Raw genomic sequence first — 24,418 nt, forward strand, 5'->3', positions numbered from 1 at the left:
CTATGCCCGAGAGAACGCCTCGCCAACGATGGCGCGCGCCTCCTCCACCAGCGAGTCCAGGTGCGTCTGACTGCGGAAGCTCTCCGCGTAGATCTTGTAGACGTCCTCGGTGCCGGACGGGCGCGCCGCGAACCAGCCGTTGGCCGCCACCACCTTGAGGCCGCCGATGTCGGCGTTGTTGCCCGGCGCCCGCGTGAGGCGCTGGAGGATGGGCTCTCCCGCCAGCGAGGTGGCCTTCACGGCCTCGGGGGACAGCTTCTTGAGCACGGCCTTCTGCGCGGGCGTGGCCGGCTGATCGATGCGCGTGTACAGGGGCGCGCCGAACTTCGCCGTGAGGTCCGCGTAATGCGCCCCCGGATCCTTGCCCGTGCGCGCGAGGATCTCCACCGCGAGCAGGTCCAGGATGATGCCGTCCTTGTCCGTGGACCAGACCGTGCCATCGCGGCGCAGGAACGAGGCGCCCGCGCTCTCCTCACCGCCGAAGCCCAGCGAGCCGTCCAGCAGCCCGTCCACGAACCACTTGAAGCCCACGGGCACCTCGATGACGCGGCGGCCCAGGCTCTGCGCCACGCGCTCGATCATGCTGCTGCTCACCAGCGTCTTGCCCACCGCCGTGTCCGGCTTCCACCCGGGGCGGTTGCTGAACAGGTACTGGATGGCCACCGCGAGGTAGTGATTGGGGTTCATCAGCCCCACGCTGCGGGTGACGATGCCGTGCCGATCCGAGTCCGTGTCGTTGCCAAAGGCGATGTCGAAGCGGTCCTTGAGCGCCACCAGGTTTGCCATCGCGTACGGCGACGAGCAGTCCATGCGGATCTTCCCGTCATGGTCCAACGGCATGAACCGGAAGGTGGGATCCACCGTCTTGTTGACCACCTCGAGCTTCAGCCCGTACCGGTCCGCGATGGGCTGCCAGTAGTCCAGGTTGGAGCCGCCCAGCGGATCCGCGCCGATGGACAGCTTCGCCCCCCGGATGGCCTCCAGGTCCACTACGTTGATCAGGTCCGAGACGTACGGGGTGATGAAGTCATGCGTGCGGATCGTCGCCAAGGCGCGGGCCTTCTCGTACGGCACGCGCGCCACGCCCGAGTTGCCAGAGCCGAGCAAGTCATTGGCCCGCTTCTCGATCCACGCGGTGATCTTCGTGTCCGCGGGGCCGCCGTTGGGCGGGTTGTACTTGATGCCGCCATCCTCGGGCGGGTTGTGCGAGGGCGTGATGACGACGCCGTCCGCGAGGCCCGAAGTGCGGCCCTGGTTGTACGTGAGGATGGCGTGGGAGATGACCGGCGTGGGCGTGGCGCCGTCCGTGAAGCGGACTTCCACCCCGTTGGCGGCAAGCACCTCGAGCGCCGAGCGCTGCGCGGGTAGGGACAGCGCGTGCGTGTCCATGCCCAGGAAGAGTGGCCCGTTGATGCCCTCCTGCTTGCGGTATTCGCAGACGGCCTGTGTCACCGCGAGGATGTGCCCCTCATTGAAGCTCCTGCGGGCGGACGAGCCTCGGTGCCCCGAGGTGCCGAAGGCGACACGCTGCTCGGGCTCGCGAACGTCCGGATCCTCCGAGTAGTACTGCGCTCGCAGCGCCTCGGGGTTGATGAGGAGGGACTCAGGCGGGGGCTTGCCAGCAAGTGGATGGGGCACGGAGGCGGATGATACGTACCCCGCGCCTCCCGTCAGGTGGGAAGTTGCTGGCGAGCGAAAAACCGTCCAGTTTCAGGGACTTCCAGGGACTGCAATCATCCCCCCTCCCCAGCGTAAGGTGGGATACAGACCCGGTTCTCGAGGCCTCTGAAGGAGCCGTCACAATGAAGAAGCTGCTGGTGCTCGTCGTGCTGCTGGCTGCAGGGGCCGGGGCCGCGTACCACTTCGGCTACCTCCAGCGCCTGATGCCAGGGGCGTTGGCTCCACGGCTCATTCCCAAGGACGCGAAGCTGCTGGCCTACTTCCGCCCGGACGCCCAGGAGTTGCTCGTCGTCCAGATGACGGAGGTGGACTTCCCGCTCCCGGAGGAGACCCGCCAGAAGCTCGCCCAGAACGGACGCGAGTTCTACGACAAGACGGGCATCGACGTGCGCAAGGACGTGGATGCCGTCGCCGTGGCGGATCGACTCGCCATCGCCCGAGGGCGCTTCGACTGGAGCCGGCTGGGGGCCTATTTGCAGACGGAGGGCTACACCCTCACCGAGCTGGATGGAGTGCCCGCGGCCGTCAAATCGCAGTCCACCAGCATGGCGCTGGATGGGAAGTACCTGCTGATGGGCCGGCGTGCCGAGATCAAACGGGCGCTCGAGCGCAAGCGCCAGGGCCAAGGCCTCGAGGACGGCAGCCCCATCGTGAAGGCCATCGACGAGCTGGGCTGGAAGCATGCCCTGGTGGGCGGTGTGGCCTCCGGCTCGCGGCTCTCCTCCGATGAGGATTTGCGGATGCAGTCGGCCGTGGGCGCCGTGGACTCGGCCCCTGACGGCATGGAGGTGCGCGCGGTGGCGCTCACCGGGAGCAAGGAGCAGGGAGAGGCCCTGCATGCGACGCTGGAGATGCTCCGCAAGGCGGCCGTGCTCCAGCTGTCCGTCCTGCCGAAGACCGAGCTGCGCGCGCTGAAGGACTCGCTCGACCGTGCGACGCTGGAGGTCGACCCGCAGGGCCGTGTGCGCGGCACCATCCGAGTCCCCTACGCGCTGCTGGATCAGACCTCCGCGAACGTCTCGCAGCAGCAGCTCCCGTCCACGCTCGCGTCGCTGCAGCTCACGGACGATGGCACGGACTCCGAGCCCATCGCCTCGGCGAATGCGCCCCCGCCCTCCTCCACCCAGGCCCCTTCCACGGCAGCGCCGACCGTCACGGTGACGCACCACCTGGACTGGAAGCCGCCCGTGTTCGGGCTGATCCTGCTCGTGATTGCGCTGGTGACCATGGGGGCGCAGGCACGCCCGGGCCTGTTCAACGTCCTGTTCCACCCGCTCTTCCTGCTGCCCTTCCTGGTGGCGACGCTGGGCGTGTTCGTGTTCCGGTGGACGGGGCACTCCGGCGGCGTGTTCGACCTGCTGCAACTGCCCATGCCCGAGTGGCACCGCTTCCTCTCCGTGCCTCTGGCCCAGCCCGTGGCCCTGAGCGTCGCGATCCCCATGCTCATCGCCCTGCTCTCCGGCCCGGTGAGCCTGCTGCGCCGGTTCGCTGCGGGGCTCGCGGTGGGCTTCAGCGGCTACCTGGTGACGAAGGCGCTCTCGGGAGACAGCGTCGCGCTCATCCCTCCCGCCTACACGCTGTACTGGTACGCCGGGAACGCGCTGGCCGCGCTGCTGCTGGCCCGGCTCACCATTCCGCCTCGCATAAGCGGGAAGAAGAAGAAGTAGCGCCTGGCCCGCAAAAAGAACTGCCCTCGTTGCCGGTCGGGGAGCAACGGGGGCAGCACGTGGAATGGATGCGAGAACGAAGAATAACCCGGGGACCCTGCCAATCGGGGCCTCGGTTCATCGCTCAATCTCGATTTTCGAGAATGCGGTGAAAAAGTTGCGTCACTTTGAAAATCCTCAGGGAATCCGGGAAGTTAGGCCGCAATTTTCTTCTACCGGTCTACGCTCCAGGCCTGCTCCACGAGCCCCTCGAGACGCGTCCCCGATTCCTGCCAGCCGCGCATGCCGGCGTTGCCCATGCCGCGCTTCCAGATGAAGGTGCGGAGCACGTCGCGGACCCGGTCTGCCTCCGGCCCCTGGGTGAGCTGATCGGCACGGAGGGAGCGCTCTCGTAGGCGCTCCCAGTCGGTGTCGGAGAGGCGGGGCGGGTCCTCGGCGCGGTCCGGGCGCAGCAGGAGCCAGAGTTCGTGTGCCAACTCGATCAGGCCCGCGCGTGCGTCGCTGGCCACCTCCGAGCCCGGGAGGCGGGCCTCGGGGACGAGCTCGCGTGCACAGAGCCACCAGGCCACCTTCACACATTCACCGGGCGTAGGCTGGAGGGGATAGAGGCGCGTGCGGACCAGCAGCTCCAACTGCCTGCGCGCCACGATGCGCCAGTACTCGGCGCACAGCAGGTGCTCGGGGCCGTTGCGCGGAGGGTGGAGCGGGGCTCGCTCGGCCCTCTTGCGAAGTTCACCGATCAATCCTCCCGTCCGGTCCACGCCCGAGAGCCGAGACCAGGCCTGGGCCACGGCCACCTCTCCCGGCGACCACTGGCTGCGAAGCATCCCCACCTCGTCCACACGGAAAGGCAGCGGAGCCTCGGGATCGAAGGGCCGCGCGAAGAGGGTGGCCAGGAGCCTTCCGAAGGAGGCGAGCTCCGAGACCAGCGGGAGCTCGTCCGGGAGCAGTTCCAGCGCCGTGGCCCACCGCTGAGCTGGGGCGAGCTCTCGGGGGGCCGTCAGTGCCCACTCGTCCAATTGCTCCAGCAACGTGACGATCGGATCCGCCGGACTCCGCGAGAGTCGCTGGGCGACGGTCTGCACGAGCTTCCCGCGAAGCGCCTGAACGTCTCGCAGGAGTTGGACGGTGGGGCTCGATGCAAGCCACGACTCGGCCTGGGCGCGGCGGAGGGCAGCGGTCAGCGCCTCGTCCACCTTCACCTGGGAGTCCCTCATCTCGCGGAGCAGCGCCCGGTCCTTGCGCAGCCGCTCCTCCGAGTTCTTCGCGTTCAGCGCGTCGAGCAAGGCACGGTAGCGGAACCGGGCGGACTCCAGCAGCTCCGCCCGGCCCTCCAAGCGCAGCCGGTACTCATCCGCGGCGGGCCGTCCCATGGCACTTCATGCCCGTCCTAGTTCGCGCCCAGGGTGACGAGAAGCTCGTCCAGTTGCTGGAACGTCTCGACCAGCGCATCCTGCGCCCCGGTGCCGGCCTCGTCGAGAGCTTCCTTCGAGGGGTAGAGCTCGCTCAGGACCAGCAGCGTCTTGCCCCCTTTTTCCTCGAAGGTCACCGTGGTGACGGACCCATTGTCACCCCCTTCCTCATTGGTCCAGACGAGGCGCGAGTGCGGTGTCACTTCGGTGTAACTACCGAAGAACGCCATCCCTTGGCCGAACACCAGACGGTACTTGCCCCCGGTACGAACATCCATCTCGCAGGAAACCAGGACCATTCCCATCGACTTCGGCACCCACCACTTCTTGAACAGCTCGGGTTTTGTCCACGCCTCGAACACGATGCGTGCCGGACCATTGAAAGTTCGCGTGACGACGATCTCACGCTCGGACTTCCGTTCCACAGTCGTGCGGTTCTTCATGGGTGTGGGCTCACTCTCTCTTCTTGCGTCCATCGAGTTGCTCCTTGCGTTTCAATTCCTCGACAACCTTGTCCAACTCGTCGAAGCGTGCGTCCCAGAGTTGGCGGTACCTCTCGAGCCATGCCATCTCATCCTCCAGTCGGCGCGGGCCGATCTTGCAGGTCCGCACGCGCCCGACCTTCTCCGTGATCACGAGCCCGGCCCGCTCCAGGACACCGACGTGCTTCTTCATGCCCGTGAGGGTCATGTTGAACTTCTCGGCGAGGTCCGTGATCGAGGCCTCCGCACGCCCGAGCTGCTCCAGAACACCGCGTCGGGTGGCGTCGGAGAGCGCGGCGAACGAAGCATCGAGGCCGGCATTTGCATACTGAACCATGTGGTTCAGTGTCTAGCACGCGGAGAGATGGCACGCAAGGGCAGTTCGAGCGCGCTGCTTGAACAGCTCGCGGCGGTGCCGTCGGAGCATCTGGGAGGGCGGTTGAAGGTGGGGGCTGGAGCGGAGGGGCCGAGCACCCCATCGGGCACACTGCTGCCCAGGCCGACCTCCCTTCAGGGCGCGGCAAGAGCCAGAGCTGCGCCTGTGGGGTGTATTGAGCGCCTCAACACACCACTGCCTGATGGGGTCCTCGCGCCGGGGCTCGCCTCGCACCTGCAGTGGCGAGGCCCAGGGGCTTCACCATCGCTCGCACCCCTCGTGCTCCCTTCACGGACTCCAACACCCGCCGCCTGCCTCCACTGCTCACGCAGGCCCACACAACACGTCGATGGCGAACGTCCTCACCTGCTTGGGGGAGCAACCTGATACGGTCAGAGGACGGCCCCACCATGTCCAACTCGCCTGATTCGAAGAATCCGCCGCCGGATAAGACCGACTCTCGCTCCAAGGCAAGGTATGGCAACCTGCGGGAAGCGGAGGCCCGCATCGAAGTGGCGGCGGCCAAGGAGGCGAAAGGCCTCAGCCTGAGCGGCCTGAATCTCATCAAGCTGCCAGAGTCGGTGAGCCAACTGCCTCATCTGACAGATCTGGATGTCGGGGGCAACTCGCTCGTGGAGCTGCCCGAGTCGATCGGGCGGCTCAAGAAACTCGAGCGGCTCTGGGCGTACGGCAACAATCTGACGGTCCTGCCGGACTCGCTGGCCGACCTCAACCAGCTTCGAGAACTCTCTCTCGTAGCCAATCGACTGCGCGCGCTCCCCAAGACGCTCGGAAGACTCGATCGCCTGGAGTCGCTCCTGGTTCAGCATAACGAGCTGACCTCGCTGCCGGAGTCTTTGAGCCAGTTGAAACGGGCGGCGGCAATCGAACCCGCAGCGTGGAGTTTTGGCGAGAGTCAAATCATGAAAAGGTTCGTGCAAAGAATCGTCTGCGCACTGCTGCTGTTCGCGCTCTGCACGACTGCTTTGGCACAAGGAGATAGCTTCACAACGCGCATCCCTGCCACGATTGCTATAGGCGATTTCGCGGAAGCGAAGGTGCTTATCGAAGAGGCAGTCAAGATTGGCGTCATCACCGCGGCGGCGGAGTATAGAGCGCAGATTCAGGCCCAAGAGCAGGCAAGGCGACAACAAGCACAAGAACGATCTGCCTCCACCCAACAGGCCAAGCCGCAACAGGCAGGCGATGTCAATCTGGCCCCCAAGACGGACACCCAGCCATCTTTTAAGAGAAGACTGGGCCCGGATGGCATTCCTCTTCCGTATGAGCCAGATGCGGACCCTGACAAGAGCAGGGAAAAACCGGGCCGCATCTATGTGACCTATACGAAATTCAACAACGGGACCAAGCGCTTCTACTCTGGGCGGGCCAGCATGGTGGTGGACCTGAACAAGCCCTACCGTCCTCAAGCAGTAAGGGCTGTGGAACAACGGGACAAGAACCATCACATCGAGGACGAGAATCCCGAACCGAAGGATTCCGCGTTCGACCCCGCGCGGCTTGACGAGTTCGATGTCGGAACCGCCGTGAATTACAATGACAGGTATCGGGATCTTGCTTACTGGCGGATTCGCGGAAGAGAGCAGCAGTTGATTGATCGCTTCGGAGGTGCATGGTCCGACACAGGAGAGCCCTACAAAACAGAGAACCCTTACCGAGGCGTGGCGAAAGACAATGTGAATGGCCGAAGGTTCTACAATACCGCCACGGATAAATGGGGCAAGCTCAGCGAGTACACGGGAGACTAGGGAGGAGATGCATATGCGCACAGATAAGCCGGGAACGTTCCTGGCAATCCCTCTCGGTGATGGCTCATTCGGTTATGGGAGGGTTCTCGAAGCCCCCTATGCTGCCTTCTATGATTACAGAACCACGGAGCTGGATAGGGACCTGAGCAGGATTGCATCCAAGCCCGTCCTCTTCAAGATCGCTGTCCACCATTCCTCCGCCGATCGCTGGAAGCCCATCGGTTGGAAGGAGGTAGAGACGCACCTCGCTCAACCGATCGTCGCGTTCACCCAGGACATTGGGAACCTCCAACGCTGCACCATCTTCGACACCGCCGGAAATGAACGGACTGCTGAACCGCAGGAGTGCGTAGGTCTGGAGCCAGCGGCTGTTTGGGAACAGCACCATGTTGAGGATCGCTTGCTCGACACCTTTATGGGTAGGCCCAACGCCTACGTGGAGCGTCTGAGCGTACGGCTCCTATAAGGAACTGCAGCCAGGGATGCGGTAGCCGTATAACCCCCCGAGCCGGGTTGACACTGGGGGCTGGTCGGGTAGACCCGAGCGCTGACTGGCCCCGGGCCCCCCACAGATCCGGACGTGCGCCACTCACGCATCCGGCTATTGGATGCTCCGAATCCCGTACAGCCCTCCCTCCCCGCTTCGTTTCCTTCGCGGAGCAGGTACCACCGCCCCCTGTCTTTCGCTCCCGTGCGCGTCGGGCGCCCATCGCGCTCGGGCCAGGGTTGTTCTCCGGCTTCCCCAACCGGCTGTTTGACGTGGCGTCGTACGGGCCTCCCAGGTTCCTTGGGGGACCTTTGTGTGCAAGCCCTGCTCTTCGATCCCGGTGGGAGCGCCGCGCCGGCCCCCACAAGGAAGCTTTCGAGGCTCAATCACACGGCCTGCACACTCGCTGTCTACGCTTCGCAGCCAGGGTTACCCCTGTGCCACACAAGACTCTCCCGCCGCCTCCACCTGGCGACCTGTGAAGACAGAGGGCTCTGCCTGAAACTGCAGTGAATCCGCGAGTTAATGATTTCTCGAACGTCGACCGCAGGTTATATGAGCCTTCGATCAGGAAGTTACGCAGCACTGTGGTTGTGCTAGGCGTCGCGATCGCAGGAAGCGCAGGGCAGTGAGCGTGCGAGTGAGAGACGCCGCTTGTTGAAAGCATCGCAGCTTAGGTACCCCGACAAAGAGGCTCGCAAGGAATGACGACACCAAACGAGAGGACTGCTGAGAAACTCTTCGGTGCGGACGGAGTTCAGCTCCTGGATGCCGCGCGAGTGCTGGTGGACGACTTTGAGCAGCATCCGATCCGCTATTCATACATGGACCCACAGGCGTTCGAACAGCTCTCTTGGAAAGACTCCAGTGCAGGACAGAAGATCTACTGGGAAGAGATGCTAAGACGCGCGCACTTTGCCGCTGCAGCCTCGGTTATTCGCGCATACCGGTGGTGCGGCGGGATGATGATGGGTTATTCGCAGGGCCTCTTCTTGCCATTCTGCGCGAGCTTTCGTGCGCTCATCGAGTCGGCGGCGGACGGATACGACGTTCTGAGACACGTGGCGGTGACGCTCGCCGAATGCCGGAACACGGTCAATCCGATAATACAGCTGAAGTCGGATGTTCGATTCTCGAATGTTCTATTGATTGCGAAGGAGCTCGAGGACTCTCTGATTCATTTCTCGCACGCACGCAAACTGACGAAAGGTGAAGTCGCCCCAGAGTCACACAAGGCGAAGACGGCAGCAGAGTACGTCAAGAGTCTGGAACAGCAGAGCGTACCCGGCCTCTATGACTGCTACTCGGAACTTTGTCAGTTCACACATCCGGCGGCCCACAGTGTTGGCCACTTGCTCGTGCCGGAATCGCAGACCGATTTCGTGCTCGTTCCAGCGCATGATGAAAAACGGATCGAACATCTCATCAAAGCACGGCAAAAGCTCGTCGTGCCGCTCTTCATGTCTGCCTTCAACCCTGGGGCGCTGGCGTTGAAAGTGCTTCTGCATTTCGACGTGCCGCAACTTCATACGCCCGCAATCCGCCGGATGAATCTGCGCGGCCTACCGGGTTGGAGGAAGTACGCGGCAAAGATGGACGTGGAGCCTTGATGTACAGTCCTGGCCACGAAGCCCCTGACCGGCTCCGTGACTCCATTACTTCCAAAATCTCCCGGGTTACAGAAGGACAAGAAGGATGCTCGAGACGATAACGGGAATCATCACAAGCATCATTGGCCTGATACGTAAGCGGCTGGGCTTCAGTGCGTCAATCAACGACCATGACGTCGCGCTGTACGACTAAGCAGGGGGAACTAAGTCTTTTCAGGGGGTCCCCCTGAGAGCAAGAGGCTTGAGGCGACCTGAGCGACGCAGACGCCGCAGCAACCGTACGGTATCCGGGTAGAACGCCACGCGCTCTTCGGTCAGCATCCGGCTGAAGTATGTATCCTTGAGGTGGCCCCAGAAGTTCTCAATCCAGTTCAGGGTCTCGGAGGTGTATTTCGGGATCCGGAAGACGCGCACGAACGGGTGGGCCGCTTCGATTGCGAGAGTGGAGAGTCGCGAGTTGAAGGGCACGCCGTTGTCGAGCACGAGAACGATGCGGCATCCCGTATGCTGGGCCCGGTCCACGAGTCGCTTGAGCAGCGGAAGGAACAGGGCTGTGGATGCGCTGCGGGGCTGGTGGGTGAACAGGAACTGCCGAGTGGGAAGCGAATCGCGCCGCAGACGGCGACGCGGAGGTTCTGGCCTGGAGTGGGTATCCAGCGGCGGGTGCCTCGGCGGCGCCACATCTGGGAGACAACCGGCAATAACTCGAATCGGGTCGCGTCGGCGTACCACAACTCGAAGCTCGCCTCCGGCCAGCTGGCTGCGCGCTGGAGGAGTTTCAGGCGCCGAGCGGCCTGCTCTTTTCTCCTCCGGGTCAGCCAGGTTTCGGGTGGTTCGCTGGGTACGCCGCCATACGAAGCCGTGGCAGCGGAGCAATTCTCCCACCCAACGAGCGCTCAGGCGCACTCCGGTGCGCTGCTGGAGCCAAGCGGCAAGCCGCGCTCGGCTCCAGCGGGAGAACGCCAAGCCCCATTGGCGCGGGTCAGTCTCCACCGCCTCTATCAGCAGTTTGAGGTAGATGGCCGTGACGCGAGGTGGACGCCCAGAGCGAGCTTCGTCTGCCAACCCTTGGAGGCCAGACATGCGCCACCGCTGCCGCACGCCGTAGACGGTCCTCGTCGTCACCTCCAGGGTCTGGGCGATGCTGCGCGCGCTTTCCCCTCCCGCTCTCCACAGCACAATGGTGGCGCGCAGGGCCGCCCCGTGCTGGCCACCGCGCAGGGCTCGCAGAAGCCCTCGTTTCTGGAGCTGGGTCAAATCGATGATGACCCGCTGTGAAGCCATCGACTCTCTCTCCAACCTCTCAGGTTGTTGAGAGGCTATCCTACCTCTGACCTCCTGAAAAGACTTGGTTCCTTCTGCTTAGGGAGTTGCCCGAGGCATTCCCCGTGCTAAGCCTCACCGTGTCGAGAGTCCACTGCGGCTCCCGACTTCCCCTCTTCCACGAGAAGATCATGGCCTCTTGTTTCCGCTCCCTCCGCTCACTCCTGGCGCTGACTGCCTTCGTTTGTCTGGTGTCACCCTCGGCCTTCGCGCAGGAGTGCCTGCTGCGTCCCTTCGGTGACTCCATCACCGCGGGCATCCGCGCCGACCTGACCTACAACGGAGGCTATCGCCAGGCGCTGGTGATAGATCCGCCCTCCGTGGGCCGGCCCATCCGGATGTCGGGGACGCACGTGTACTACTCCACGCCCTACTTAGACACGAGCGTGCAGCAGTGGAACTCGGGCTACCCGGGCTGGATCAGCTGTGGTCCGTTGCCGCGCCGGTGGTCGCCGCCGACATCATCCTCGTGCATGCGGGCACCAACGACTTGCTCCAGGGCCAGTTCTCCACGGCCGCCAGCGATCTGGAGGTGCTGATTCGCTCGCTGAACTACTACAACCCCACGGCGCGGATCCTCGTGGCGAAGATCATTCCGTTCTCGGGGCCCTACGAGAGCCTTAACAGCCAGGTCTTCTGGTTCAACATCGCCGTGGACAACCTCGTGCAGAGCCTCAAGGCGCAAGGCTGGAGCCGGCTGGACGTGGTGGACATGAACACCTATTTCCCCAAGGCGATCGGCCTGGGAGCCGATGGCATCCACCCGAACGACACGGGGTATTGGTGGATGGCTCAGGCGTGGAAGCAGGCCATCACTGCGGTGGGCTGCAACTGAATTCATTCTGGGCGGTGACGCCGCGCCCAGAACGGCCGGTTCACCCACCGCCGCTCATCGCCATAGGAGGAGGACCGGTTCTTCCAGTAAGCCTCATGAACCGTCGCAAGGTGGCCTGCATACCCCTCCAGCGCATCCCTGTCGCCCGCGAGGCAGGCAGCAAGTGCCTGTCCGGCCTTCATTCCCGTATACAGCGCGGTGGTGATTCCCTGCGACGACAGCGGGTCAAACGAGAGCGCTGCATCGCCTGCAGCCAGCCAACCGGACCCCACGAAGCGATCGAGGCGAGCGCTCCCGGCATCCGCGCCGCGAGGCCGGTCATGCAATGCATACCCATGCTCGGAGAGCACTGTTTGGAGATGCACCGTCTCTCCAAGCGCCGACATGAATCCCTCTGGAGAGAGCAGCCTCGCCCGGTCCGCCAGATCAGCGTCCGTCAGGTAGGCCACCACCCGCTCACCGGACGGAATCCGTGCCGTGTACCACCAGCCGTCTGGCGTGGCTTCGACCAGCGTGCGGCCATCTCGTTCCGCCGCTCGTGCCCCTGGGCGGAAGCGTGCGAAGAAGGCGACCAATGCGTCCGCATGCTGCCGTATCGCCCCATACCGACGGGCGATGGCAGCCCTGCGTCCCGTGGCATCAATGAGCCAGTCGCACCGGACCTCCGAGACGTTGCCGCCCGATTCGATGGACAGATGCCAGCCATCCGCCTCTTGCTCCACCCGGGTCACCGCCGCCTCCTGCCGTACCTCCGCCCCCGCGCTGGTGGCAGCCTGGCGCAGAGAGGCATCAAAGCGCGCGCGATCCAGGTGCCACCCATGACCGCTCAGGTGGAAGATGAAGTCCGTGGAGTGAAGGTTCGGAGAGCCCCATGCCGAGACGTTGGCATACGAAGGAAGGTGTCCTCCGTTCAGGACGTGCTCCAGCACGCCCAGGTCGCGGAGCAGGGGACGGGCGCCCGGGGGCAGGCCCTCCCCGAGCTTGAAGTCGTTGGGCTTCCCCGCGTCCAGCAGCAGGACGCGGAGCCCCTCCCTCGCGAGCGCGAGTGCTGCGGCGGCCCCAGCCGGTCCGCCGCCCACGATCCCGACGTGGGCGTTCAGCTCCGCTCTCATCGCGGGATGTGAACCGGGAACGGTGCGTCCTCGGCCTCCTCCGTGGATTTCCACCCCGCGTTCTGGATGGCTTGATTCTGGAGCAGGGTCCGCGGGCTCGGTTCCTGGGCGCCCTTCGGCTGCTGCTCAGGGGCCATTGTCTCGACAGGTGCTTGGACGGGCGTGGGCTGCTTGGCCTGGGGACCCACGGACTCCACGCCGATCATGGGTGGGAAGTCCGGGTCATTGGCTGGGCCCGGCCGCAGTTCCACCACGCCCATGTCCCCGAAGGTGGCGACCATCTGCGCCATCTGATCGGCGGCAGGGCCATTCAGGAAGCGCAGCCAATTGGCCCGTTGAGCGTAGGCTGCCAGGCGCTCCTCTCGCGGCCGCCGCTCATCCATCACCACCTGGTAGGCCTCGACGGTCAGCACCTGGTTGGGCACATGCGCCGGCCAGAAGGTGGGCAGGTAGGGGTCATAGGCATAACCGTTCCTGGAGTACCCGGAGCGGCAGTAGGCCGTGTCTGCCTGCCACGGGAGCCCCATCCACCGCGTGAGGTCTCCCGGCCCCTGGGCATACAGCGGGCCATCCAGCGAGAGTGCCAGGGCGGGCGTCAGGACATCGCCATAGTCGGGAGCAGGCACCCCTGCCGGGCGGTGGCGGATGCGGAAGGGCGCCGAGAACATGGAGAGATGCCGGATGGGCCAAGTGACCTCGCACCCCGGATGGAAGGCATCGGCGAGGCAGAAGTGCAGCGCCGACCGGTCCAGCATGCCCGGCTGCCCAGTCAGGGGGACGTCCTCCAGGGTGCGCGCAGGCGCGTAGGAAGAGTCCCAGTCCGAGACGAAACTGCCAGCCGCCCACGCCTGGAGGATGCGGTACTGAGTCGGCGAGATCGCCGCATTCTGCCGGGGGGTGTTCGCGGGAGGGGTATCCGTGGCATCCCCGTAGAGCCAGGGCCACGGGAGCGGGTTGTTGTCAGAGCCCTGGGGGTCCCGGAAAGAGTGCAGCACCTGCAGCCGCAGCTCCGCGTAGACGTCATACCCTCCCTTCGAGGGGCGCCACGCCAGCTTCCGCACGAACTCGGAGTTCTGGAAGTCGCTTGGTCCCCCATGCCCGAACTGAACGGCGAAGCCCTGGTTCACCCACTGCAGGCTGCTCAGGCGCAACAGCAGGGGGTAGACGTCCTGGCGGAACGACACCGTGCTGGGGAACGGCAGGATTCCTGCCGTGACGTTCAGGTCCAAGAGCAAGTCATACAGGGTGCGCACGCCCACCGCATCGGGCGCGTAGTTGGGCGGTGCGGTGACGACCCATGCGGGCTCCACGGGGATCTTCCTCCCTGCGATGCTCACCTCCGCGCTCACCGGGCCATCGGAGACATCGTCGTACCACCCATCGGCGTTGATGAAGCCAGTGTCATTGTCTTTCTTCGGGTAGATGGAGGCGCCGGTAGGGGAGGCAGACCGGCCAAGTCCTCCGAGGAAGAGCAGCCTTCCGGACTCATCGGTGCGCAGCTCTCCGAGGTACACCGGCGTTCCCTGGAATTGGCCCTCGAAGCGGTACTGACTTCCGTAGGTGTGCGCCCCCTGGATGGAGCGCTCTCCTCCGTCGATCGACAGTTGGCGCCGGGCGTCTCCCTTCACCGTGGCGTTGCGCCGGGGCCGCGCGGAGGGAGCGGCTTCGGGGATGTCGAGCGCGATCTCCCAGTCGTACCAGCTGGCCTTGTGGTTGGCGACGTGCACCCGCCACGCGATGTCGGCCAGGATGGAATTCGTGGCGTTCGTGGCGTTCTGAGGGATCAGGGAGGTCAGCTCACCCACCACTTCTCCCGCGGCGTTGTAGCCGTAGATGCGGAAGCGAGCCGCCTGCCGCTTGAGCGCGCCCGCACCATCCCGGTAGAAGCCCGCCTCGTGCGGCAGGGGCTCCACCACTTCGGGGCCTACGAAGAACTCCTCGCTGTTGCCGACCCGTGCAATGCCGATGGCTGGGTGGATGGCGGCGCGGACGATGACAGTGTCCTTCGCCTGGGGGTACGGGCTCCCGGAGTGAGGCTCCGCCGGACGGGGCTCAACGGGTTCGGCCAGCGGTACACCGTTCACATTGCGCCTGTTCTCGGCCGAGGCCCGGTAGGCCACCTTGCGCGCCTCGGCGATGCTCCCAACCGGCTCGTGCTCGGGAAGAGCGTGCCAGGTGTTGTAGGCAAGATTCTCGCCGTAGGTGTCCTGCCCGCGAGTGTCGAGGTCCTGCGGGGGCAGCTCCAGCGTGGCCACATGGATGGGGGGGCTCAGCTCTTCGCTCCAGCGCACGGTGGCGCGGTCGAGCGGCATCGTCTCGTCGTCGGTGCGCAGCTGCACCATGAAGCGGAAGCGCGACGCCCCGTTCTTCAAGCGCGCGTGCAGGTCCTTGCGCAGGTAGAACGGATCCTCGGAGTCCCGCGAGGCTCCGTCTCGTGGCGGGATGTCCATGGGCTCAAGCTTGTACTTGGCGTAGCGCGCCTTGCCGAACCGGAAAGGCAGCACGCTCCAATAAGGCGTGCCGAGCACCGTGGGGACCACCTTCTGCATCGCGGTGAGGATCTCCGCAGTGGTCGGGTATTGCTGCAGATAGGCCGCCCTCTGCTGAGAACCCTGCAGGGAGGCATGGGTGAACTCGCACATGTCTCGAGCCGTGTCGGTGAAGAACACGTCGAAGTTCTGGAGCAGGAAGTCGTGGGTGAGCGCGTCCTGGTCTGGCGTCATCACCTTGCGGCCCTCGACGCCGAAGAGCTTGATGGCGATCCCGCACGTGCCCCGAAGGTCCGGAGTGTTGGACTGCACATCCGAGGAGAAGCGCACCCAGACGGGGTACTCCTGCTTTTGAGCAAACACTCCCACGCGCAGGGACTCGGGGAGATCCTGGCGCACTCGGAAGGTGCCGTGGGCCACGCCATGCATGCGCCGAAAGACCGGACGCTGCGCAGGCACTTCGCCAGAGGCAATCCTCTTGCCCTGGGCGTAGTCCACGAACATCTGCTTGAGCCCCTCGACTGGGTCGCTGGCGCAATCACAGGGCGGCAAGTCTTTGGTCTCGGTGCTGCTGGCGTCCTGCAACGGAGGGAGCTGGGAATGCATGGTCTGCTCGCGGGCTGGGAGGAATTGCTGCCTGATTGCCCATACTCTGCGCGAGAGGGGCCGCGAGCGCTGTGTGCGGCTTCACACCCATCCTGCGAATGCGATCATAGACAAACGCTCCGGCCTCCCTGCGGCAAGAGTTCAAGGACGCCTTGGACTGCGCGTCGAACTCGTCCCCGTCAGCAGCCACCGCATCTCGATCTGCGCGAACCGCGTGTCCTCCGCCGCGATCGCCATGTCCGCACTTCGGAGAACGCTCGGAGCATTCGAACAAAGAAGGGGCATTCACGGGCGCCCGGCGCATCCCGTGGTCTGGGCCGCGCGGACTCGACTCCGTGCTCCAAGCGTGGCGCTCCGACCGGCAGCTCTGGCCCAGCTTCGTCCTCGATGAAGTGACTCCGACCCACAACGGCGTCTACGCCCCGCTCCCCGATGCCGTCGCCTCCGGCGTCCGTCAGGCCCTCCGAAGCCGGGGCATCGACCAGCTCTTCTCCCAACAGGCCGAGGCCTTCCGGCTCGCCCGCTCCGGGAAGAACATCGTCATCGCCACGCCCACCGCCTCGGGCAAGAGCCTCTGCTACAACCTCCCGCTCCTGGAGCGCTTCTCTCGTGAGCCCCAGGCCCGCGCGCTCTACCTCTTCCCCACCAAGGCTCTCGCGCCGGGGCTCGCCTCGCACCGGCAGTCTCCTGTCCCAGGGGCTTCACCATCGCGCCCATCCCTCGTGCTCCCTTCACGGACGCCAATACCCGCCGCCTGCCTCCACACCTCTCGCAGGCCAACTCGTCGAAGTCCAACGTCCTCCTCAGCCACTCGGCACAGTCCTCTCGCGGCCTCGTCTGCTTCATCCGCTCCCTTCTGGCCCCTGCCTCCTTCCCCTCTCTCGCCTCCTCCTCACCGGCCTGGGGGAGCAAGCTCACCGGTCTAACGTGAGGCCCGGCTCGCCTCCGCAGGGGCTCCGGCGATATTCTTCTACGGACGCATTCGACGACGCGGCCCCGGATGCACACGAATTGACGGATGGGGCGGGAGTGACAGGTGGGAATCCTCGGCTACCAGCTGGCGATCAGCGCCGTTTTGATCGGGGTCCGCCTCGTTGCACCGCAGCGCTTGCTCGGAGCTGCCCTAACATTGACGGCTCTGTCCATCGTCAACCTGTTCTGGCCGCCGCTCATTGCGCTCCAGCTGATCACGGTCTGGGTCACTTACCGCACTATTGCGCCGTCCGCCGCCAGTCCGGAAAAGGGAAAGCCGGCCCGAGCGCCCGAGCCGCTCGGAAGCGTCAACTCGTTCATCGACGGGCTGAACACGGCCGTCGACGAACTAGCTTCAGCCGTCGCTCTGGAGAGAGATATACAGAAAGCGACCCTCGAGCTTCGGTCGGGGTACGGTATCGAGCGCACTATAATCCAGTCCGTCATGGAGAGCTCCAAGGAGCGCTTATTGGCGAACCGTCGGCGGCTGGCCATGAGCGAAGCCGAGCGAGCGTTATTCGATGCCAAGAAGGCTGAACTCGAGGCAGCCCTCGAGAAGGTTCTAAGCGAGCTCGACGACCGGAGGCGACTGGCAGTCAGTCGCGAGCGTAGAAAGGGCTCGAGCTCGGCGGCGAGTTCCCTGAGCCGAGAGCGACCGGTCGTTGGAATGTGTGGATGCTGATGGCTGGCGCGGGATGGCGGGCGACGCACCGTCACCCCGCCTTCTGCACTCACTATCTCTCTCAGCTTCCGCATGGACAGCCTCTCTGCCGCCACAGCCCCTCCTTGTTTGGGAGGCGGCGTGCTCGGCTCTCTGTCCAGCGTCGTCAACGCTCCGGCTTCACCTTCACCCGGCCCTTGCTACAGCCCTGTTTCAACTGCCTTCATCGGGCACTGATCGGCTTGCCGGAATGGGTGATCGGCATCGCCCGGAACGTGTGCTCGACATGGTCCGGAGCACGCACCTTCACCAGTTGCCGCTCCAGCAGGTTCTGGTGATCGGGCCCATGGATGGGGTACACGCCTGGCCCGCGATGGTCAATGCCATCCGCTACGTGGTACGCACATCTCACCACTCCATTGGATCGTCTGATAGTGAGGTGGTAGCCTGGACACAGGGAAAACAGCTTTCGGCTCTCCCTATGCATGGAAATATATGGGCAATAGCCTGCTCACGAGGCTGTGGATAGTGGTCATGTTGGGCTTGCTCATAGATACCATCGGGTGCTCCACGCCCAACCTCAATGTCCGGGTGCACCGCCTCCCTGATGGGCATCTGCAGGTTGATGGGCCCCTGGCGGGACCGTTCAAGACAAAAGAAGAATTGGCTGTTGCAGCATGTGAGATGTTGACGAGCCAACCGGGCGCAAGCTCAATGCATGGCAAGCATGGCGTAGAGTATCGCGCGATTCATTACTTCTCGAGGAAGAGTCAAGAGTGTTTTCTCAGCTACCTCTCGGATGTTCATCGTGAAGGCCCTGGGGCCTTCGAAGTTCTTCGACCCGGACACGGACCGTGTCTGGGAGCGTGAATTGCTGGTGTTTTACAAGGAAAGAGATGGGAAGTGCAGCGCATATAGTTACGACTACGCCACGCGGATCGTGTCAGCTCTTCGGGATGGAAGGTGGGTCCCGATTGGTCGAGCCGAGGGTAAGTATGGCTCGCTGAGCAAATTCGCAGGTCAGGATTGGTTGCCGTGAGAAGGATGCTCCGGTGTCAGCGTTCTTGAGGTGGTTCATGAGGACCTGGGTTGCTCTGGCTTGCTTGAGCTTGCTGAGCGGTTGTTCGTTTCTGGGGTACTACAGACTCAAGAAGGCAGAGCGGGCGCCTCTAGAAGAGGCTGCGAAGGTGAAATTCCCAGATTCTTTCGAGAGCGGGCTCGCGCTCGACGGGCCCTTGATGGTGGCCATCGAAGTGGCCATGAATGACTTCTTGCCGCCCGGCTCGAAGGCAAAGCTCTCGGATGGTCACAAGCCGCTGGAGAAGTGTCTGTCCAATCGAAGCACATACGATGTCGTGGCGCTGCGGTCCGAGGAGGGCATTTTCTTTGTCAGCATCTTTCCTGTCATGGCGAGATGCGGACTCGATCAGACGCTTCTGGACGCGGGCGCTGTGTATGCTGTTGACGGAAACGGGCGCATTCTGGACGTGCGCTAAAGACTCCCTGATACGCTTGCGGCGGGGCGTGAAGCAGCGCGTCAAGGCCGCTCCCACCCGTACAGTCCAAACTCTGGACGTGTCCTGGCTGAGCGCCTCCGATCTTCCGAGGGGGTAAAAAGAAAGCAGCGCTGTCCAAGCCCCCGAACCGCCGCGTGGACCCATCGAAGGCGGCGTCGAGGACGCGACCGCCGACTCCACTGCGGAAGAAACCTGAGATCCAGAACCACACGGTGGGATCAATCCTCTGCGTCCACGGGTGACTTCTCCCGCTCCAGGGCTCCGGAACCGGGCCCTTGGATGCCGGCGAACCCCCACCACCAGATACGGAGGCCACGATGCGTCAACAGACTCTTTTGGCATTACTCTTCATCCTTCTCCTCACCTCGTGCAGTTCCACGAAACCGCGGCCCGATCAGGGCTCCTCGGAGCCCTCGGGCGCGCAGGGTGCCACCGTCGCTTTCGCCGGCACCGCGGGGAGCGTTCACAGCATGGACGCCAACCTGACCACTTACAGCTATGTCGCCGTCACCAACGGCGTCATCTCCGAGCTCGGTTCCGGCACGGCTCCGGCCAACGCCATCCAGATCCCCACGGGCGCGGCCATCTACCCGGGTTTCATCGACAGCCACTCCCACGCGATCAGCTTCCTCGTCCCCACCATCAACGGACCGGACGGGAGCCCTTTCTGGCTCAATCTCGCGAACGTCAACGTCATGCTGCAGCCACCCTGCCCTGCGCAACCGTCCTGCTTCACGCCCACGACCACGCAGGACCAGGTCATCAACGCCCTCAAATCCGCCAAGCCCAACGCCATGGGCTGGGTGCTCGGCTGGAATTACGAGCCCTCGCGCCTCTCCTGTAACAGCAACAAGACCTATGGCTTTCTCTGCCCGAACAACTTCGAGAACGAAAACCAGCAAACGGCCTTGCAGCAAATGGACGCGATCCGCACCGACGTCCCCATGATGGTCACCAGCGAGTCTGGCCACATCGTCTATGTGAACACGAAGGGCCTCGCGGCCCTGAACCTCTGCCCTCCAGGCAGCGACACGACGAAGTGCTACGCCCCCGTCTTCAATCCCGGTGTCGAGTGGAAGCTCGCCCAGAGAGGCCAGTTGGACGAGGACCTCGCGGTGTATGCCGTCAGCTACATCATTGCCCATATGAACGAGGTCATGAAGACCCAGAACGACCCGCTCCCTGTGTTCCGGCAGCTGATCACTTCGTCGACGCAGAAGTACAGCCAGTTGGGATACACCACCGTTCAGGAAGGCGCTGCCAACCCCGATGTGATCGCGGCATATATCGCCGTCGCCCGAGCATCCCCGCTGCCCGTCCGCATGGCGTTCCTCGATTACATCCAACTTCCCATCGGCGACGCCGCCTACCCGAAACACATCGCCATCGCCGCTGCCCTGCGCGACACCCTCGCCAGCTCCGATATGTTCCTCGCCGGCATCAAGCTCTTCGCCGACGGTACCAACCAAGGCTACACGAGCGACATGACGAGCCCCGTCCAGTACACGAACCTGAACAAGCCGTTCACCGATCCCACGATCTTCCCGAGACAGCCCTATAACGGCCTGGCCGATCTCGACGTGAACGGCCTCAGCCAGGTCGTCCAGTGGTCGCACGCGAAGCACCTGCCCGTCTTCATCCACACGAACGGCAACAAGGCCCAGGGGAACACGCTCGCCGCCCTCACCGGAAACCCAGCGGCCGGGATCCGCGACGTCATCGTCCACTTCACCATGCCCACCCAGGAGCAGATCCAGAGCGTCGCGCAAGCTGGAACCATCGGCGTTACCTTCCTGATGAACGACTTCTATTACTATTACCAGCCGCTCTGCGAGCAGTTGCTCCAGGCGTCCGGGACCGCCAACCTGTACCCCGCGGCGTGGGCTGCCGCCTCCGGTCTCCACCTGGGCCTGCACTCGGATACCAGCGTCACGCCGCCGTCTCCGCTGTTCAGCGTGTGGGTCGCATCGACGCGCAGCGTCCAGGCGCCATCGTGGATGCCCTCCCTGCTCCCGCAGTGCCAGACCAACCGGACCAACCAGCTCATCTCACGGCTGCAAGCCATCAAGGCCTACACCAGCGACGCCGCGTGGCTGTACAACCGCGACGCGGCACGCCCGGGCATCACCCCCATCGGTTCGCTGCAGAAACAATACGCGGGCGACCTCGTCGTGTTCTCGGCTGACCCGCTGGACCCCGCAACGGACCTCTCCACCGTGAAGGTGCTCTACACCGTTCACAACGGCAAGGTCGTCTACTCCGATCCCACTGGCAGCAATCCGGTGGTCTGGCCGAATTAGAACGACGGAGGGTGTCCATGGAACCACGCTTTAGAGGGAGGGTTCCAACCCGAGGCCTCTATCGAGGACCCACCCCATCAGGCCCGTCTCCGACTTGAAGAGCAGCCAGATCTCTCCGCCGCGGGGAGCCGCCTTGCTCCCGGAGACGCGATGAGGCTTCTTCTCCGTCGCGCCCACCTCGGCACGGGCGAGCAGGGTGACGGTGCTGCCGACGCGGACGTTGGCGACGGCAGCACTGCCCTTCGCGGAGTCCTTCACGTCGAGCGTGATGGACTCGGGCTTGCCATCTCCATCCAGATCCGCCGAGGCCGCCCGCGTGGGCTCGGGCACATCGGCAAGCACGGGCATCTGCAGGAGCACAGCCCCCAGAAGAAGCCTCCGGATCATGCGGCTCTCTCCTGTTTCCTTCGTCACTGCTCCCATCCTTGGCTCCATGAGCGTTCGAGAAAAGACCCTCGTCCTCACGCGGGCAAAGCTATAAGCGCTCATGAGGACTCGGCAGAGCGTTTCGGTCAGCGAACTCAGTGAGATCATGGATGACGCGTTCCTCGAGGCGAAGAGCCGAGACGGCGCGCGCATTGGCGTGAAGTTCGACGCCGCGGACAGAGAGGGCCAGCTCAGGCTCACCGTCTCGCTGCATGATACAGGGGACAGCCCCTCGGACCTGCGTCAGTGGGAAGTGCCGGTTCCGGCAGAGGCGCAAGCCAATGTAGAGCAGCTGCGGGCGTTCGCCGAGGGCTACCGGCGACTCGCCGGCGCGCTCGACTGGGAAGGTCTGTACCCGGAAGAATTCCCCGCTTGGCCCTTGCTGTCAGTCGATACGCTCCGGTCGCCCAAGGATTTCGAGCGCGTGCTCTCCAGCCCTGTCCTGCTGCGCGACACGATGGCCAGACACTGGGTGGAGTCCCGCCGCGCCAATCAGGATTTGCCGCCTCTGCCACTCGAGGAGAGTCGCAGCCTGTATGCCCTCAGTCTGGGAACCTCAACGCAACAAGAGCTGGAGTCGCACCTGGCGGCTCTATCGAAGTCGCAGGCCGATGTTGTGCCCTATCTGCTCACGCTGCTGGAGCACTGGGCGGACGCGATAGACGCTGAGGGCTGCGACGGCTGGATCGCCCAGAACGGCGGTTCGCTCCGGGAGCACCTCGCAGAGTTGGCCTCGGGCTGGCTGGGCGAACGCGCCGATCCAGCGCAGGCAGAGCGGCTTGCGCGGCTTCGGGAGCGCGGGCTCATCAAGGCGCCGCCGCCCGACTACGACGCACTCTTCGCGGCCACCAAGCATGCGGGCATTGCCCTTCACCGGATCGAGGTGGGCACTATCGATCTCCCGTCCGGTGAAGTGGTCGCTGCCAATCCATTGCTTTCGAGCAGCGCCGGACCGATCGACGTCTCGATAGAGCCCGGCTCTTATCCGGTGCGGCTCGTTCTCGGGCGACTGCCCGACTGGGGCCTTCGGGTGGCTGCGGCGCGGCTCGACGTCGCGCCTGGGCGCGTCGTTGAATGGCAGCGCTCGGGGTCGAGCTTCGAGGCCGATGCGGGGCTCGCGTGCTTCATGAGTGCCGAGGCGTGCGACGCGTTCGCAAGCGCGCGCGACGCGTTCGCCCAATCAACGCCGGAGGGCAATTACTATACCGACGTACTGGCGATGACGCTTGCGCCGAGCGGTACGCAGGAGAGCCCGAGCGGCAGCTGGGGAATGCACGTAATTGGGGAGCACAAGATCGCGGTCTTCGCCTCGGGCCTGGGTGACGGGTTCTACGAGGTGCTCGCGGGAAGCGACGAACTTGGCCGGACGATCAGCCTGTTGATCGATTTCGGTGTGTTCCCACGGCGTGAGCCTACGGCACCACCAGCACGCCAGTGCTGATGTCCGCTCGGGCATGGGGCACGGGATGAGCCGGGCTACACGGCGACCGTTTCACTGCAGCGGGAGGGATGGATTGGGTCCCAACCTGCTCCGCCAGGATGCTCAAACCGGTAGGTCAAGGAGAGGCACACGTGAAGCTCGAGGCAGCGTTCACATCGCCATTGCCGTTGTATCGCGGATAGTTCGGGTAGCGGCACAGCGGACGGCTCAGGGCTGTGTTTCCATGTTCATCCGCCTTGGTCGCTGTCAGGTCGCCAGGCGCCGTACCGGCCGTCACCCACGCATCCAGTGCCGCCAACAGGTCGACGGTGTCCGCACCAGGGCCTCCCGCGCAATGGTCCACGCCGGGTGCAAGGTAGAGCTTCAGGAACGAGTCGGCGTTCGCCTGACCACCCGCGGCAGCCACGGCCTGCGTGTAGTACCGAACCGTGCCGCGATAGCTGATCGCGGAGTCGTTCTCTCCGTGCCAGAGGATCAGCTTGCCAGAGCGGGCACGGAACGGAGTGAGCTCCGGGTCGGTCGCATCCAGCAGCGCCGACAAGCTCAGCACGGCACCGGGGTTTGCGTTCGGGTCGTAGGCCAGCGTGTTCAGCGCCGGGTCCTTGTTGAGCATGAATCGAACCAGGCCCAGCTGGAAGCCGAACTGCGCCGAGGTGCTGGGATCATTGTCGGCGCCCGTCACCCAGCCCGGCCAGGCCAACGGATCGTCCTCGTTGCCGCTCAGGGCCCATCCCGTATTGAGGAAATGGCCCGTCGAGAGCGAGAAGTCCGTGGTCCAGGACTGGATGACCGCGAGCTGTGCGTCGGACAGGCATGCATCCCCGGTGTCCGCGCCGCCCGCGCAACGCAGCGTCGCGGGATTGAAGGTGCAGGCTTGCGGATTCGACACCACGCCGTCCGCGACGCCGTCCTGTGCGTCACAAGCGGTACGCACAGCGCTGACAAGCGTGGTGATCTTGCCGGAGGTGAACGCCCCGCCGGGTGCAGCAAGGGCCTTGGCGGTGCGGTTGAACGCCAGGATCAAACCGGTGAAGTTGTAGGCAGGCGCCCGCGAGATAATGCCGTCAAATTGATCGGGGTATCGCTGCGCCAGCATCAGCCCTTCCCTGCCACCGTTCGAGCATCCCTCGAAGTAAGGAGCCGCGCAGAAATAAAGTTTCAGTTTGGCCGGAGGGTGTAATTCCACTCACCATGGAAGTTGGAGCGCTCAAGGTGAAGGGCGGCCATCTGCTCGCGGCTGACGTCGACGCCTA

At 64.4% G+C, this 24,418-nt stretch carries 20 protein-coding genes; 10 read left to right on the plus strand and 10 right to left on the minus strand.

The window, feature by feature from the left end; translation table 11 throughout:
• Complete coding sequence (gene pgm / locus KY501_RS32805) at positions 1–1,638, minus strand: phosphoglucomutase (alpha-D-glucose-1,6-bisphosphate-dependent) (RefSeq protein ID WP_224367619.1); 1,638 nt, start codon at positions 1,636–1,638, stop codon at positions 1–3.
• A 164-nt stretch (positions 1,639–1,802) separates the two neighbouring features.
• On the opposite strand from pgm, the gene KY501_RS32810 reads away from it, so the two are divergent.
• Positions 1,803–3,347, plus strand: coding sequence for a hypothetical protein (locus tag KY501_RS32810; RefSeq protein WP_224367620.1), 1,545 nt, complete (start codon positions 1,803–1,805; stop codon positions 3,345–3,347).
• A 212-nt stretch (positions 3,348–3,559) separates the two neighbouring features.
• Here the strand turns inward: KY501_RS32810 and KY501_RS32815 are convergent, their stop codons facing one another.
• From KY501_RS32815 to KY501_RS32825, 3 genes are read right to left on the minus strand one after another with little or no spacing between them, the layout of a single operon-like run.
• The gene (locus KY501_RS32815) at positions 3,560–4,720 is read right to left on the minus strand and encodes a hypothetical protein (protein ID WP_224367621.1); all 1,161 of its coding nucleotides are present in this window, start codon (positions 4,718–4,720) and stop codon (positions 3,560–3,562) included.
• 17 nt (positions 4,721–4,737) lie between these two features.
• Positions 4,738–5,202, minus strand: coding sequence for an SRPBCC family protein (locus KY501_RS32820; protein ID WP_224367622.1), 465 nt, complete (start codon positions 5,200–5,202; stop codon positions 4,738–4,740).
• Between the two features lie 10 nt (positions 5,203–5,212).
• Positions 5,213–5,578, minus strand: coding sequence for an ArsR/SmtB family transcription factor (locus KY501_RS32825; protein WP_224367623.1), 366 nt, complete (start codon positions 5,576–5,578; stop codon positions 5,213–5,215).
• Between the two features lie 449 nt (positions 5,579–6,027).
• On the opposite strand from KY501_RS32825, the gene KY501_RS32830 reads away from it, so the two are divergent.
• The 3 genes from KY501_RS32830 to KY501_RS32840 all read left to right on the plus strand — a co-directional run bounded on the left by KY501_RS32830 (position 6,028) and on the right by KY501_RS32840 (position 9,483).
• Complete coding sequence (locus tag KY501_RS32830; RefSeq protein WP_224367624.1) at positions 6,028–7,386, plus strand: leucine-rich repeat domain-containing protein; 1,359 nt, start codon at positions 6,028–6,030, stop codon at positions 7,384–7,386.
• Between the two features lie 13 nt (positions 7,387–7,399).
• A complete protein-coding gene (locus KY501_RS32835) occupies positions 7,400–7,852 on the plus strand; it encodes an immunity 26/phosphotriesterase HocA family protein (RefSeq protein ID WP_224367625.1) in 453 nt (150 codons plus the stop codon).
• Between the two features lie 725 nt (positions 7,853–8,577).
• The gene (locus KY501_RS32840; RefSeq protein ID WP_224367626.1) at positions 8,578–9,483 is read left to right on the plus strand and encodes a hypothetical protein; all 906 of its coding nucleotides are present in this window, start codon (positions 8,578–8,580) and stop codon (positions 9,481–9,483) included.
• A 213-nt stretch (positions 9,484–9,696) separates the two neighbouring features.
• Here the strand turns inward: KY501_RS32840 and KY501_RS32845 are convergent, their stop codons facing one another.
• Positions 9,697–10,767 carry a helix-turn-helix domain-containing protein gene (locus KY501_RS32845; protein WP_224367627.1) on the minus strand — a complete coding sequence of 357 codons (1,071 nt, stop codon included), beginning with the start codon at positions 10,765–10,767 and terminating at the stop codon, positions 9,697–9,699.
• A gap of 433 nt (positions 10,768–11,200) precedes the next feature.
• On the opposite strand from KY501_RS32845, the gene KY501_RS32850 reads away from it, so the two are divergent.
• Entirely contained in the window at positions 11,201–11,641 is a 441-nt protein-coding gene (locus KY501_RS32850) for a GDSL-type esterase/lipase family protein (RefSeq protein WP_224367628.1), read from the plus strand.
• 2 nt (positions 11,642–11,643) lie between these two features.
• On the opposite strand, the gene KY501_RS32855 is transcribed toward KY501_RS32850, so the two are convergent.
• Together KY501_RS32855 and KY501_RS32860 are read right to left on the minus strand one after the other, a co-directional pair.
• Positions 11,644–12,753, minus strand: coding sequence for an NAD(P)/FAD-dependent oxidoreductase (locus KY501_RS32855; protein ID WP_224367629.1), 1,110 nt, complete (start codon positions 12,751–12,753; stop codon positions 11,644–11,646).
• Positions 12,750–15,848 (minus strand): LodA/GoxA family CTQ-dependent oxidase, encoded by a 3,099-nt coding sequence (locus KY501_RS32860; RefSeq protein ID WP_224367630.1) that lies wholly within the window; start codon positions 15,846–15,848, stop codon positions 12,750–12,752. Before KY501_RS32860 ends, KY501_RS32855 begins: the two co-directional genes overlap by 4 nt.
• Before the next feature lie 392 nt (positions 15,849–16,240).
• Here KY501_RS32860 and KY501_RS54035 point away from each other — a divergent pair, with 392 nt between their 5' ends.
• The gene (locus tag KY501_RS54035; RefSeq protein ID WP_309243017.1) at positions 16,241–16,774 is read left to right on the plus strand and encodes a DEAD/DEAH box helicase; all 534 of its coding nucleotides are present in this window, start codon (positions 16,241–16,243) and stop codon (positions 16,772–16,774) included.
• 110 nt (positions 16,775–16,884) lie between these two features.
• Positions 16,885–17,502, plus strand: a complete 618-nt coding sequence (locus tag KY501_RS32870) for a hypothetical protein (protein WP_224367631.1) — start codon at positions 16,885–16,887, stop codon at positions 17,500–17,502.
• Between the two features lie 202 nt (positions 17,503–17,704).
• On the opposite strand, the gene KY501_RS32875 is transcribed toward KY501_RS32870, so the two are convergent.
• A complete protein-coding gene (locus KY501_RS32875) occupies positions 17,705–17,842 on the minus strand; it encodes a hypothetical protein (RefSeq protein ID WP_224367632.1) in 138 nt (45 codons plus the stop codon).
• A gap of 691 nt (positions 17,843–18,533) precedes the next feature.
• On the opposite strand from KY501_RS32875, the gene KY501_RS32880 reads away from it, so the two are divergent.
• Both KY501_RS32880 and KY501_RS32885 read left to right on the plus strand, forming a co-directional pair.
• On the plus strand, positions 18,534–18,977 hold the full coding sequence (locus KY501_RS32880; protein WP_224367633.1) for a hypothetical protein: 444 nt from the start codon (positions 18,534–18,536) through the stop codon (positions 18,975–18,977).
• Positions 18,978–19,468: 491 nt separating this feature from the next.
• Positions 19,469–21,298 (plus strand): amidohydrolase, encoded by a 1,830-nt coding sequence (locus tag KY501_RS32885; RefSeq protein ID WP_224367634.1) that lies wholly within the window; start codon positions 19,469–19,471, stop codon positions 21,296–21,298.
• 30 nt (positions 21,299–21,328) lie between these two features.
• On the opposite strand, the gene KY501_RS32890 is transcribed toward KY501_RS32885, so the two are convergent.
• A complete protein-coding gene (locus KY501_RS32890; protein ID WP_224367635.1) occupies positions 21,329–21,685 on the minus strand; it encodes a hypothetical protein in 357 nt (118 codons plus the stop codon).
• A gap of 145 nt (positions 21,686–21,830) precedes the next feature.
• On the opposite strand from KY501_RS32890, the gene KY501_RS32895 reads away from it, so the two are divergent.
• On the plus strand, positions 21,831–23,165 hold the full coding sequence (locus KY501_RS32895) for a DUF4241 domain-containing protein (RefSeq protein WP_224367636.1): 1,335 nt from the start codon (positions 21,831–21,833) through the stop codon (positions 23,163–23,165).
• Positions 23,166–23,280: 115 nt separating this feature from the next.
• Here KY501_RS32895 and KY501_RS32900 read toward each other — a convergent pair whose 3' ends face one another.
• Positions 23,281–24,351, minus strand: a complete 1,071-nt coding sequence (locus KY501_RS32900; RefSeq protein ID WP_224367637.1) for a tannase/feruloyl esterase family alpha/beta hydrolase — start codon at positions 24,349–24,351, stop codon at positions 23,281–23,283.
• Positions 24,352–24,418 lie beyond the last annotated feature (67 nt).

The sequence above is a fragment of the Hyalangium versicolor genome, from assembly GCF_020103695.1.
GTDB lineage: Bacteria > Myxococcota > Myxococcia > Myxococcales > Myxococcaceae > Hyalangium > Hyalangium versicolor.